Origin of the sequence: uncultured Campylobacter sp., from assembly GCF_905373215.1 — a bacterium.
Lineage (GTDB): Bacteria > Campylobacterota > Campylobacteria > Campylobacterales > Campylobacteraceae > Campylobacter_B.
Window position 1 is genome coordinate 77109 of sequence record NZ_CAJPRT010000001.1, and the last position, 12577, is coordinate 89685.

Annotated in this window: 8 protein-coding genes and 1 pseudogene; 4 read left to right on the forward strand and 5 right to left on the reverse strand. The window is 49.1% G+C overall.

Going from position 1 to position 12577, the window contains the following annotated elements; genetic code table 11:
- Nucleotides 1-177: 177 nt before the first annotated feature.
- The gene (locus QZ176_RS00390) at nt 178-3444 is read right to left on the reverse strand and encodes a S8 family serine peptidase (protein ID WP_295150167.1); all 3267 of its coding nucleotides are present in this window, start codon (nt 3442-3444) and stop codon (nt 178-180) included.
- Between the two features lie 479 nt (nt 3445-3923).
- Here QZ176_RS00390 and hcp point away from each other — a divergent pair, with 479 nt between their 5' ends.
- On the forward strand, nt 3924-5252 hold the full coding sequence (gene hcp, locus QZ176_RS00395; RefSeq protein ID WP_295150169.1) for a hydroxylamine reductase: 1329 nt from the start codon (nt 3924-3926) through the stop codon (nt 5250-5252).
- Between the two features lie 868 nt (nt 5253-6120).
- On the opposite strand, the gene QZ176_RS00400 is transcribed toward hcp, so the two are convergent.
- Nucleotides 6121-6951, reverse strand: a complete 831-nt coding sequence (locus tag QZ176_RS00400; protein ID WP_295150172.1) for a pyridoxamine kinase — start codon at nt 6949-6951, stop codon at nt 6121-6123.
- Between the two features lie 175 nt (nt 6952-7126).
- Here QZ176_RS00400 and menA point away from each other — a divergent pair, with 175 nt between their 5' ends.
- Nucleotides 7127-8029, forward strand: a complete 903-nt coding sequence (gene menA / locus QZ176_RS00405; protein WP_295150174.1) for a 1,4-dihydroxy-2-naphthoate octaprenyltransferase — start codon at nt 7127-7129, stop codon at nt 8027-8029.
- A gap of 395 nt (nt 8030-8424) precedes the next feature.
- On the opposite strand, the gene QZ176_RS00410 is transcribed toward menA, so the two are convergent.
- The 3 genes and pseudogenes from QZ176_RS00410 to QZ176_RS00415 all read right to left on the reverse strand — a co-directional run bounded on the left by QZ176_RS00410 (nt 8425) and on the right by QZ176_RS00415 (nt 11046).
- Nucleotides 8425-8556 (reverse strand): hypothetical protein, encoded by a 132-nt coding sequence (locus tag QZ176_RS00410; protein WP_295150176.1) that lies wholly within the window; start codon nt 8554-8556, stop codon nt 8425-8427.
- An 11-nt stretch (nt 8557-8567) separates the two neighbouring features.
- On the reverse strand, nt 8568-8729 hold the full coding sequence (locus QZ176_RS10390; protein WP_365951321.1) for a DUF2695 domain-containing protein: 162 nt from the start codon (nt 8727-8729) through the stop codon (nt 8568-8570).
- A gap of 470 nt (nt 8730-9199) precedes the next feature.
- Nucleotides 9200-11046, reverse strand: a pseudogene (locus QZ176_RS00415) (aryl-sulfate sulfotransferase).
- Nucleotides 11047-11280: 234 nt separating this feature from the next.
- On the opposite strand from QZ176_RS00415, the gene QZ176_RS00420 reads away from it, so the two are divergent.
- Together QZ176_RS00420 and dsbI are read left to right on the forward strand one after the other, a co-directional pair.
- Nucleotides 11281-11937 carry a thiol:disulfide interchange protein DsbA/DsbL gene (locus QZ176_RS00420; protein WP_295150179.1) on the forward strand — a complete coding sequence of 219 codons (657 nt, stop codon included), beginning with the start codon at nt 11281-11283 and terminating at the stop codon, nt 11935-11937.
- Nucleotides 11938-11946: 9 nt separating this feature from the next.
- The gene (dsbI, locus tag QZ176_RS00425) at nt 11947-12570 is read left to right on the forward strand and encodes a protein-disulfide oxidoreductase DsbI (protein WP_295150182.1); all 624 of its coding nucleotides are present in this window, start codon (nt 11947-11949) and stop codon (nt 12568-12570) included.
- Nucleotides 12571-12577 lie beyond the last annotated feature (7 nt).

Consider the following 12577-nt stretch of genomic DNA (forward strand, 5'->3'; position numbering starts at 1 on the left):
TAGTTTATGTCTAGATTGCATTAAAATAGGCTCTTGCACCTTTCTCTAACTACGCAAATATCCCAGTTTAGCGATTTTATGTGTATTTTGCTGCGGTTAAATTTTAAAATTTCAAGCGCCGCGGGGGCTAAAGTAAATTTTACTCTAGCCCGCCGTTTTGCAGTCGGGCGAAGCGGGTTAAAACGAAACCTCGATCTTGGCGTTTAGGCTATTTGATTTCACGTCATTTCCGAACGCGCCGGTGTACGATAGCCTAAGGCTCGTGTTTTTAAATATCATAGTCTCCACGCCCACGCCCGCGGTGGCGAAGTCTCGAAGCTCTTTGCCCTCCAAATCCACGTATCCTGCGTTTGCGACATTCACTCCCGCGCCCGGTCTCGTGTCGCCGAAAAATCTATTGTAGGCTAGATCGAGCTGTGCGTACGAGCTCATGCCGCCTATTTTAAACGGCACGCTCGGACTGATGCCCGCCGTTAGGATATTCATGTTTCTGGATTTTTTATCCGTGCTCATCACGAACGGACCCACATTTTCGCTCATGCCGCCCGTTCTAGCGTAGATGCGAGAGATGCCCAAATACGGATTTATCTCGAAATTTTCGCCGTTAAAGCCGCCGTATGTCGCGCTAGCAAACATATTTATGAGCTTTTCATTGCTCTTAGCGCCGTTGTTAGCGGTGTATTGCACTATCGTGGAGCTGCCGGTTTTTTTGCGTTTTATATCCGTATATACAGCGCCTAGATCAAATTTAATAGACTCTAAGCCCACCTGCGCGTAAAGTCCCGCGTGTCTGTTTGTGTGATCAAACTCTTTGCTGCCGTCTTCTTTGGTTTTGGTTTTTCCTGTGCCCAGTACGGCTCCCAGTCTTAAGTTTTCACTCAGCGCGCCGTCTAAGCCGACAAGCTGCGTCACGGACGCGGACTTGAAATCCCTGTTTCCCTCATCCGAGTTAAATTTCATGACGTTTCCCTCGGTGTTCGCCCAAAAGTTGATCCCCGTCTCCTCGTCCATGCTTAGCGCGTTAAAATTTCTTTTGCGACTTAAGACGGCGTTTCGGATCAGTACGTTATCGATCACGGCCGCGTTTTGCGCGACGAAATTTGCTTCGTTCGCGAACGTTTTTAGCGTATCGGAGGCTTGTTGCGGCGTAGCGAAGATGAAATTTCTATATAGATCGCTCGTTCGCACCGCGGGTCTGCTTCTAAAAACGCTCATTAAGGCGGGCTGATTGCTCGAGCCCTCTATGGCGGCGGCGATCAGTTTTTGATTTTTACCCTTTGCGAAATCCACCATGCCTTCGCTGCCCTTTTTGAAAGTAAGCTCCAGCTTGGAGTCGTTAAAATTTTTAACTAAATCAAAAAACGCATATTTTCTTAAGATCGTCTGATCGTAGCCTCTGAAGCTGCCCTCTACCCAATACTTCTTCGATTTTGCGGGGTCTTTATATATCTTTTGCGCATCTTCGAAAAGAGGATTTTCTAGATCTACGATGGAATTTTTTTCAAACGTGAGGTTCAAATTCGTAGCTCCTGCCGAAGACATGCCGACTATACCCGCGTGCGATACGACGTATCTGCCGCCTTGCTTTATCGTCGCCGTGACGGTATCTGAGGTGGCGGTTCTGGTTTTATTTACGAATTCTTTCGGCTTATTGAATATGTCGGTTTTGACCTCTTGGACGGTTAGGCTCTTTTTAATCTTCAAGGCGCCGCCGTTTTCTACGGTCACTTTGCTGTTTTTTAAAGACTGATTTAGCGCCGTGATCTGCCCGCCTTTTATGATCGTATCGCCGCTGTAGGTGTTATCGCCCGCAAGCGTTAGCGTGCCGCCGCCTCTTTTTATCAGCGTTCCTTTATAGCCTTCCGCCGCTCTATGCGCTCGCGCTTGCTCTCTGGCTAGCTCTACATTGTATTCGGCTCTTTCTTCTGCGGTCAAATTTCCGCCCTTAGCATCGAGCTGTGCTTTGCGCACCGCCCAAGCCGCCGCATCCGCATCGTCCTCGGTCTTTCTAAATTTTATCGCCTTATCAGAGATGTCATTGGACCAGACGTCGTCTACGTCCATATTTACGTCAAATTTCCCTAGAAACTGACCCGGTCCGAACATCGCCTTGCCGAGATCTACTATGCCCCAGCCCCATCTTTTATCGGGCACTCCAAGCTCGCTCGTCCAGCCCGAAAGCCTGCTAGTATCGCCCTTTTTGAACGAATACTTCGTCTGTCTCGCCGTCGTTAGCAAGACGTCTCTTGCTTGTTCGTTCGTCATATAGCTATATCTAGACATTATGACGCCCAAAGCTCCCGTCACGTGAGGCGCTGCCATCGACGTGCCGCCCCAAGAAGCGTATCCTGCTTTGCCCGTCTTGACGTCCACGATAGAGGATTTTACTTTCACTCCGGGTGCTGCTATGGTCCACCATTTCGAATGCCCCGCGGTGTTAAATCTTTGAGTATTGCTATCGGTCTGTCCCGTTACGTTTAGCCATAGCTTTTCCGCATCGGGGCGAAAATACGGCAGCATTGCCCTTGTGTAGGATTCCTCCATGCCGTCTCTATTACCCGCGGTAAAGACTTGGATTATTCTGTATTTTTTAGCGACTTCGTATGCGGCGTCTATGAAGCTTTTTTGGCCGCCCGCTACGAATTGATAATAAGCTTTTTTAGCGGTATCTATATCTTTGAGGTATAGATGATGATTAGGCTTAGTAGGATTAGCCGCCGTACCGGGAATCCCGCTGTAACCTTCTGCGCCCGGATAGGAGGAATTTACTCTTCTGTTTGATCCCCAGCTATTATTTATCGCTCTTACGCCCGATTTAGCAAGCTCGTTATATACGGCGTAGAAGTATCCGTAGTCTTGATTTGGGCCGTAGGTCATGCCGTCGTTTCCGCCCGTATTTCCGGAGTATAATCTCGACTCCCATGCCACGCCGTGCGTGCCGCTTCCGTCGCGATTTGCCCCTATCGTGCCTCCTACGTGCGTGCCGTGCGAGTCGTTCGTGCCGGCTATCCAATCGCCGTTGGCTTCAAATTTCTGCCCTTTTTTGAATTCGCCCTTATTGGTTTTATCGTATTCGTCGCTGCCTTTTTGTTTAAAGGGCGCGTTGCCGAATTCTGCGTCTGGGTAACGCATGCCGTCTTTGGAGTACTCGCCTTTCGCAGTCGTCCCCGTAATCCTGCCTCCTGCGAATTCTTGATGACTTAGAAGCATGCCCGAATCAACTACGCCCAGTTTTACATCTCTACCAGTGGCGCCTTTGGCGTAGGCTACCGATGCGTTCATGCTGCTTAGACCCCAGTACGCTTTATACTCGTCCGTCTCCCAGCTTTTTATATCACCTACTTTACCGGGTTCTATATACTGTGCTTCACAGACATTTGCAAATAGCACGGCGCAAACTGCTGCAGACAACACATGGGCTCCTTTGAAATTTAGCTTTCCCATACGATTCCTTTCTTTATGGTTTGGTTTTTATAAAAAAATTGTTTAATTATAATAACCTTTAAATGAAAATTTAATTAAACATTTTAAAGATTTTATAATAATTTACTTATATTTAAACTCATATCGTAGATTCCGATTAAGTGCTAGGCTATAATGCAGAGCCGCGTTGAGATCGGCTTAAATACGCTTTTACTCAAAACGCTCGGTTAGAGGGAGCGTCTCGTCGCGAAGTCGCGTGCTTTGCGGCGGCGGTTTGGTCGTAAGCGCTTATTTTGCGATAGTGCCAGGCTGCAGGCGTTTGCTTCACAGCAGCACGCTCGTTGCGCTATTTGCACCGCATGCCGCAAAGATCTAAATTTCAAATCGTTCTCATTTTAGAAGCAACTTTGATAAAATTTAGCCATTTATTGATTATAATCAATTTTTTTGCCTAAATAAAATCTTAAAATTAACAACTAAATTTTTTATAAAGGATTTCTATGAGTGACAATTTAGAGATGTTCTGTCATCAGTGTCAAATGAGCGCGCCCGAGGGCTGCGGCGCCAAAGGCCAAGACCGCGGCACCTGCGGTAAAACCTCCACGCTGGCGTTACTTCAAGACACTATGGTTTTCGGGCTTAAAGGCCTTAGCGCCTACCGCCACCACGCCCGTGAGCTCGGTGCCGATACTAGTACAGTCGATACCGTTATGGCGGATACGCTGTATTTCACGCTGACGAACTCAAATTTTAACTTTGACGAGCATATCGCGCAGCTGATGGCCGTCGGAAGAGCGGGTGTGCAGATGATGGATATCTTAAGCGAGGCGCATACCGCAAAATTCGGCGTGCCGACCCCGGTTAAGGTTAGTCAAAACAAGGTCGAGGGCAAGGCGATTTTGGTTAGCGGACACAACCTGCATGCTCTTGAGGCGCTACTAAAAGCGACCGAGGGCAAGGGCATCAATATCTACACTCACTCCGAGATGCTTCCTGCGCACGGCTATCCGCAGCTTCGCAAGTATCCGCATCTAAAGGGCAACATCGGCAAGGCGTGGTTTGATCAGACCAAGCTTTTTAACGAATTTAAAGGCGCTATTTTGATGACCACGAACTGCATCGTGCCGCTTCGCTCGTCCTGTAGCTACGCAGACAGGCTGTTTGGCTACTCTATTGCGGGCACAGACGGCATCAAACATATCCAAAACGACGATTTTACGCCGCTCATCGAGTGCGCGCTTGCGTGCGGCGACGTGAGCATGGACAGCGACGAGAGCTTGGTGACGGGCGGACACTATAAGACGATTTTGAGCCTCGCGCCGCAAATTTTAGACGCGATCAAATCGGGCAAAATCCGCCGCTTTTTCGTCATCGCAGGCTGCGACGCGCCGGGCAAAGGACGCGAGTATTACCGCGAGCTAGCGCTTAGCCTGCCGAAGGACTGCGTGATTTTGACCTCCAGCTGCGGCAAATTCCGTTTCAACGACGTGGATTTCGGAAACGTGCCAGACACCGAGCTTCCGCGCTATATCGATCTTGGCCAGTGCAACGACAGCAACGGCGCGGTCAAGATCGCCCTTGCGCTTAGCGAGGCTACTGGCATCGCGGTAAACGACCTGCCGGTCTCGATCGTACTGATGTGGATGGAGCAAAAGGCGGTTATCATCCTGCTTGCGCTATTTAGCCTAGGCGTTAAGAATATCAACGTAGGCCCTACGGTACCTGAGTTTTTTAACGACGAAATTTTGGGCTTTTTAGTGCAAAATTTCGGCCTTCGCTTAATAAGCGGCGACGCGCAGGCGGATCTGAAATACTTCCTAGGCGAATAAATTTTATAGCGAGGTAAATCGGGTAAATTTTGAATTCGGCAAAGCTCCGTTTTAAATTTACCCTTTATACGCCGCTTTTAGCGGAGCTAGCCGATCCACTCCGCGGTTATTTTGCGCCGACGCTCATATTTAAATTTCACGACTATACCGTCCGTCTTATTTAAATTTTAAAATCATATAATCTCGCCAAATGATTAGAAAAATTTAATTAAGTGCTTTTTTACACATTCAAATTCCAATCGTCTTTGCTATTACAATCCTTCTTTTTCTGTGCAAGTATTTATCTTATCCGCATCGCTTCCGCTTATAGTAATCCTATGGTGTGCCTCATTGATGCTTGATATTGCATAAAATTTTCCGTATTATCTCATTTTTCGCTATCAGATATTGCAATTTAGTGCCGTTAAAATTTTAAATAAATATAGTATTTTCACAGGATTTTTAATCGGGATTTAAATACGGATTTTAATCTAAATTTTACTCATAAATTTTGAAATTATTTTATGAGTGCATGGCGTACGGCTTGTGGGAATAAAATTTTAAGCAGATTTTGTGCAAAATTTCAAAATGCGGCCCAAACTTGCAAGCAGATAAATTCGCTGTAGCCTTGCGTTTATAATTCCGTGCTAACGACAAATTTCGCATCTTTACGTCGGTGCAAATTTTAAAATTTTATGCAGGAGATAAAATTATAAGCCGTGCAATGCATGAATTCTAAAATTCCACGTCGCCTATAAAATTCCATGCCTCACACGACACATAATTTTGAAATTTTAAAATTTCACGCCGCAGATAAAATTTAGGAATTTCCTTTTGCGGTAAAATTTTAAAACTCTACTGTAAACCCGCTGTCCGTGCGGCGATCCGTTTAGATTTTCCTCACCAGCTCGGGAATTATCGCTTCGAAATCGACCCCTTCGTATCCGTTGCGCTCCTCGTCGCTCATCGTCTCTTTGATAGTGCTGACGACGAAGTCCGCAGCGATACGAACCGCCGTTTCCAGCGACTTACCGCGCATTATTGCGCCGAAGGCTACGGCGGCAAAAATATCGCCGGTACCGTTAAATTTGACCGGCAGTAGCTCGTGAAAATACTCGTTCGTCTTGCCCGTGCGCGCATCGTAGCTGAAAACCCCGCACTGATCGGCGATGTAGCCGATGCCCTTTAAAATGACCTGTCTAGCGCCCAGCTCTCGAAGCCTTGCAAGCAGATCCATTATGAAATCCCTATCCGCATCCTCTCGGTACGGCACCCCGGTGATCGCGCAGGCCTCGGTGATATTTGGCGTGATGATGTCGGCCTGGGCGCACAGAAGCGCCATCATACGGGCAAAATCCTCGTTAAAGCCAGGATAAAATACGCCGTTATCGCCCATACAAGGATCGACCAAAATAGTTTTGCCCGCGCCGCCGAATTCCGCAAATAGCTCGCTCATAATCTCGATCTGTGCCGCCGAGCCCAAAAAGCCCGTGTAGATGCCGTCAAATACCACTCCGCGGTCTTTCCAGTGCGCCATGATCGCGCGTATCTGCGAGCTTAGATCGCAAAAGGTGTAGCCCGAAAAGCCCGTATGCATTGATAAAACCGCCGTAGGGATCACGCTCGTGCTCATCCCCATCGCGCTTAGTATCGGTAAGGCGACGGTCAGCGAAACCTTGCCCACGCAGGATATATCTTGAACGGTAAGAACTTTTTTCATCACAATTCCTAAAATTTTTGGCTCCATTTTACCGCTATTTATATTAAAAAGGCGAATTTAAATAAAATTTACTCTACGAATAGTCTAAATTTATATTATTTTTGGCGTTTTTCCGCTAAATTTTATCTCGGGTCTGCCGTAAATTCGGCGTGCAAAAATCAACAAAAGGCAAAAAATGATAACCGCAAAGGCTCTTTACGCATCCGCAAGGCTTAGATCGCTGCCGCTTAGCGTCTCGGGCGTGTTGCTGGGTAGCGGCGCGGCATACGGCGCAGGCGTATTTAGAGCGGGTATTTTCGCACTGGCGCTGCTTACGACGCTGCTGTTTCAGGTGCTAAGCGACTACGCCAACGACTACGGCGACGCAGTAAAAGGCACCGACGACGATGGCAGGCTGGGGCCGCGTCGCGCGATACAAACGGGGCAGATGAGCGCCGAGCAGATGAAGCGCGTCATAGTCGTTACGGCGCTGCTTTCGGCATTTTCGAGCCTTGCGCTAAGCGTTTTGGCGTTTGGCGAGCGGTTTTATCTCGTGCTTCTATTTTTAGCGCTGGGCGGCGCGTCGATATATGCCGCGATCCGATACACCGTGGGAGCCGGCGCATACGGCTACAAGGGGCTCGGCGACGTTTTCGTGTTTTTGTTTTTTGGACTTTTGAGCGTGCTGGGCTCGTATTTTTTATATGCCCGCTCGCTTGATGCGGCGCTGCTGCTGCCTGCGTGCGCGTGCGGATTGCTAAGCACGGCGGTGCTAAATCTAAACAACATGCGCGACATCCAAAACGACGCGCTCAAGGGCAAGCGCACGATCCCCGTGCGTATCGGGCTGCGCGCGGCCAAACGCTACCACTACGCGCTGATCGCGGGCGGAGCGGGTCTGATGCTATGCTACTCACTTTTACGCGGCGAGCCGGGCGTAAAACTACTCTACGTAGCTAGCTTTGCGCCGCTTATCAGGCACCTATTTTTCGTCTCGCGGGTGCGGGAGTGTCGCGACTTCGACGGGCAGCTGAAGGTCGTCGCGCTCTGCACGTTTGCGATGTCTGCGCTGTTTTTCGTCGGGGAGATTTTGGACTAAATTTAAACGCCGCGCGGATAAAATTTACGTCGGCACCGCAGCAAAGTCCTCTCGCGCAAAAGCGCTTTGTACGAGTTCCCCTAATCTTGCAATCAACCTGCTTGTCGCACAGCAAAGCGTCTGCGGCAAGCTCGCTCAATGAAAACGTCCATAACATATCTCTGTCCGCCTGATGGCTACCGCAATAAAATTTAAGGGGGCAAACTCTGGATCTCCGCGCCGTCTTGTATAGTTAAATTAAGCGAGCAATACCGCTCTTAAGTCCATACAAGCCCCATCACACCACGCTTTAATTGCCGTTTTGACGACAGGCTGCCCGCCTTTTGCGTCAAATTTAAAAACTAGAGCATTAATTCTACAAAAGGCCCGCGTGTTTGGCGCGGTAGGTTTTGTGCTTATTGCACTGCGGTAGTTCGCACCGTAAACGCTGCTTTAGCCCTACTTTTGAGCCTTCGCGCCGCTAAAATTTTACTAAATTTTACGCACTGCCTCTTTGAAACGACGCTTGCAAAGCCATGTCTCCCCACAGCACAGCCCCTTAAAATTCGAAGCAATCTTGCACATTGTTTAGAACTTTGCAATCGCAATACCAACCGTTTTGTTCGCAAAAGTCCAAAACCGCCGCCTCATTCGGCGCGCGGTGAGCTCGCAAAAACTCCAGCGTGAGCCTATGCGTGCCGTCGTAGCCACGATGCGCCAAGCCCTCGTCTAGAACTCAAATAGCCCCTCAAACTCCACCCTACTCATCGGCAGGCTCTTTTCAAATGTATCTCGCTGCCGCTGCGCCGCGAGCTTTTTGAGTTCCTTTTTTCTGGATTTTTCCACTATTTCTCCTTTGCTGCGCCGCCTTGCCGCACGGATATCTTTTGGGCGCATTAACCTCGTACCCGTCGTCCCCTGCCCCAAGCGGCATGCAAATTTCATCCAAACCGTGCGCTACCTTATCTGTTCAAAATAACGCTTATTGATTTTAGCAGAGCGCGAAATCGCAAATCCGATGATTAAATTTTATCTAGAACAAAGAGCTATGTTTTCGGCTAAATTTTGCCGTACCGAGGGATAAAATTTGCCGAATTCGGATGAAATTCTATCGAGTAGATGTGTAGAATTTGACCATAAACTAAAACAAAAGCGGCCGCGTTCGAAATACGGCCGCTAAATTTTAAAATTTTACTTCTCAAACGCCTTTTCTAGGCTAAACGGAAACGCCTGATAGCCCATCGCGTTGGTCATTTTTATCTCGATTGACGGCTCTTTTGCGCCCCATTCAAACTCGTTGATGTGAGGGCTAGGCACGCCGACCGGGCGGCCTTTGGCGATGTCAAACTGCATGCCCGCAACCGCCGAGTAAACCATCACGCTATCGAGGTCGTCTTGATACTGCGCTAGCGAAGTAACCGAGCTGTACCACTCGCTGCCGCGCTGTTTACCGTATTCCCAGACCTGCTCGACGGTTTTAGCTTTTTCGTCGATTTTATAAACGACCGCGCGGGAGTATTTCATGCCCGCCATCGCAGGCTGCTCCATGCCGCGGGTGTCACCGTTGTCAAAGACGGTGAGATAGACGAGCCCTTTTTTAGACTTGCTATCGATTCTAAATGCCGTATGCTGCGTCCACTGCCAGTCAAATCCACCCGTTTCGCTCTCATATCCAGGGCATTTTGAGTACTCGTCCTCGCAGACGATCTTTTTGCCGTCTTTATCTACAGGCTGGAGCAAATAGCCTTTAAACTGATCCTTCCAGCCTTTGTGCGCGCCCATTATCCATTTGACTTTTTTGTCGCGGCCGATCTTGATGACGGCGTCTTGGTGGCGGCTGGAGATGATGATGCTATCGTCGCTTGGATCATAATCCACGCTATTTACGTGCGCCCAGTTGCGTCCAGGGCCAGAGCCCACGATGTCGCCCCATTTTTCGTTCGTATCCATCGCAGCTAGCTCGTCCGAGCTAGCTGTGTGACCGGCCTTGCTAGCGTCGATGTTTAGGCACACCGCGCCCTGATCGAGCGTTTTTAGTACGATGTCGCGGTACGGATCTAAAATTTCATACAGCCTAAAATCATCCACGACGTTGCCGTCTCTATCGACCTCGACGATGACGTCGCGCACGGTGCGGACGTTTTTACCGTCGGCGCGCTTATAGTTGGCGTTTGCCGCGCGGAGGAAATAGTGTCCGTTTTGCGCTACGTCTAGCGAGTGCGAGAAGTCGTTGTAGCCCGCAGGCAGCTCGCGGTTAAAGATTTCGCGCCCCATTATGTCGTATTTGGCGTATCTTTGGCCGTAACCCCATGTCATCGCGCCGTCGTCGTTTTGTTTAAAGCCCATCATGACGCCCGCGCTAAAAGGCTGCTTGAGGTCGTAAATTTTACTCGGTTCTAGATACCAGCGCACTTCGCCCTTGGTGTCAAGGATGAAGTTGTTCGGGCTGTAGTTCCACTCGATCGCGCCGCCTGCAGGGTTGTTCCACACGACTTTGGTGCCCTTGCCGGTTTTATTTACGAAGTTATTTACGTAGTAAAGGCGGTTAGCAAATTTAGCGCTCGGGGCCTTCACGACCTCGATTTTATCAAACAGCGCGCTCTTTTGAGACGGCATGCCAGAGCTCTCTAAGTAGATCGCAGGAGCGTAAATTTTATAGGTTTCTTTTACGCGCTCGGTCCCACCTTTATAAATTTTATCATACTCGACCTCGACGGTGTTTTGATAGTCGGGATATAGTCCGAAAACGGGAATTCCGCCGTGAGTGCGCAGGTGCTTGTCGGCGACTTTATAGCTGATAACCTGACCGCCCGGCTTTGGTACGATAGTAACTTTGGCGTTTGCTAGCGTGTAGCCGCCGTTTTTGATCACCGCCGTTAGAGGCGCGATGTCGTATGGGTTTACGACTACTTCGCCGATCTTGCCCGGGATGCCGTAGTCGATGTGTGGCCGCTAGGTCCGCCGATAGCCAGCGCGGCCGTGCTTAGACCGCCCAGAAGCGCCACAGCTAGCGCAAATGAGGAAAGAGTTCGCTTCATCTTATTCTCCTTTGAATTGGTTTGATATCGTAATTTTAATCAACCTCGCTAACGTAGAAATCACGCGTTTATTAAAACTTGCTTAATTATAAAAAATAATTTCAAATTTTAGCTTTTGCGCCAAAATTTAGCCGAAATTCTATAAATTTAATCTAAAATTTATCTTAGCGTGAGTTCTGCGGCGGCGAGAGGATATAAAATTAACGCAAACAAAATCATTTTAAGGAGCACTCCATGAACCTACTTTCTAAATTTAGCAAAGGCTTTCTAGCAGTTGCGATGTTTGGCGCCATAAGCGCTGCCGCGTTTACCGAGGGCGAGGACTACGTCAAGCTAGAAAAACCGCTATCCGTGGAGCAAAACACGCTAGTTAAGGTCTTTAGCTACGCATGCCCGTTTTGCTACAAATACGACAAAACCGTAACGCCAAAGGTCATAGAAAAGGTCGCGGGGCTAAAATACGTACCGTTTCATCTAAAAACCAAAGGCGAATACGGCGAGGCAGCGAGTAAAATTTTTGCCGTCTTAGCCGTGATGGACGAGGAAAAAGGCGTAAGCTTGCTAGATGAAAACTCGCTGTTTAAAAAGGCTAAATTTGCCTACTACAAAGCCTATCACGATCAAAAGCAGCGCTGGAGCGACGGCAAGGACGAGGCTGCGTTTTTAAAGACGGGGCTTGATGCGGCGGGCATTAGCGAAGCGGAATATCAAAAAACGCTAGAGGACCCAAAAGTCGCCGAACTGCTTAAAAAATGGGACGAGAGCTACGACGTAGCCAAGATCCAAGGCGTGCCGGCCTTTGTCGTAAACGGCAAATATCTCATCATGACGAAGTCCATCAGCTCCATCGACGGCATGGCGCAGCTAATTGAAGAGCTGCTCAAAAAATAGGGCGCGAGCATGAAATTTGCTGAAAAAATAGCGAAATTCGCAGATAGCCGCCTGCCGTGGGCGATCCTCATAGTAGTTAGCGTGGGGCTTGTTGTCCTCGCGCACTCGCTGTTTCAAAACTACGTCTATATGCCTCCTTGCGAGCAGTGCGTCTATATCCGCTTTGCATTTTTGTGCATGGCGCTAGGAGGCCTGGTCGCGATCATAAATCCTAAAAATTTACTCCTCGCCGCGCTCGGCTACCTGCTAGCCTTTTGGGGCGCGATCCAGGGCATAATGTACAGCGTCAAGCTAGCCAAGATCCACGACGCCGTGCACGGAGACGATCCGTTCGGCGTGCAGGGCTGCTCGACCGAGCCGCATTATCCGTTCGGCCTGCCGCTTGAGCGGTGGGCGCCCGATTGGTTCTTGCCTACGGGCGACTGCGGCTACGACAGTCCGCTGGTTCCGGACGGCGTCACGCTAAGCGGCTTTCAGAAGTATCTCGTCGATCTTTATCAGGACGGCTGGTACCTCATCCCATCAAGCAAATTTATGTCGATGGCCGACTGCACACTCGTGGGCTTTGGCGTCTGCTTCGTCGTGCTCGCCGCGATGTTTATTTGCAAAATTTTAACTATCAAGAAAGCTTAAATCGGTC

What these genes read in the sequence shown, in the direction of transcription:
- QZ176_RS00390 (WP_295150167.1), bottom strand. Translation starts at nt 3,444, where the DNA reads ATGGGAAAGCTAAATTTCAAAGGAGCCCATGTGTTGTCTGCAGCAGTT.
- hcp (WP_295150169.1), top strand. Translation starts at nt 3,924, where the DNA reads ATGAGTGACAATTTAGAGATGTTCTGTCATCAGTGTCAAATGAGCGCG.
- QZ176_RS00400 (WP_295150172.1), bottom strand. Translation starts at nt 6,951, where the DNA reads ATGAAAAAAGTTCTTACCGTTCAAGATATATCCTGCGTGGGCAAGGTT.
- menA (WP_295150174.1), top strand. Translation starts at nt 7,127, where the DNA reads ATGATAACCGCAAAGGCTCTTTACGCATCCGCAAGGCTTAGATCGCTG.
- QZ176_RS00420 (WP_295150179.1), top strand. Translation starts at nt 11,281, where the DNA reads ATGAACCTACTTTCTAAATTTAGCAAAGGCTTTCTAGCAGTTGCGATG.
- dsbI (WP_295150182.1), top strand. Translation starts at nt 11,947, where the DNA reads ATGAAATTTGCTGAAAAAATAGCGAAATTCGCAGATAGCCGCCTGCCG.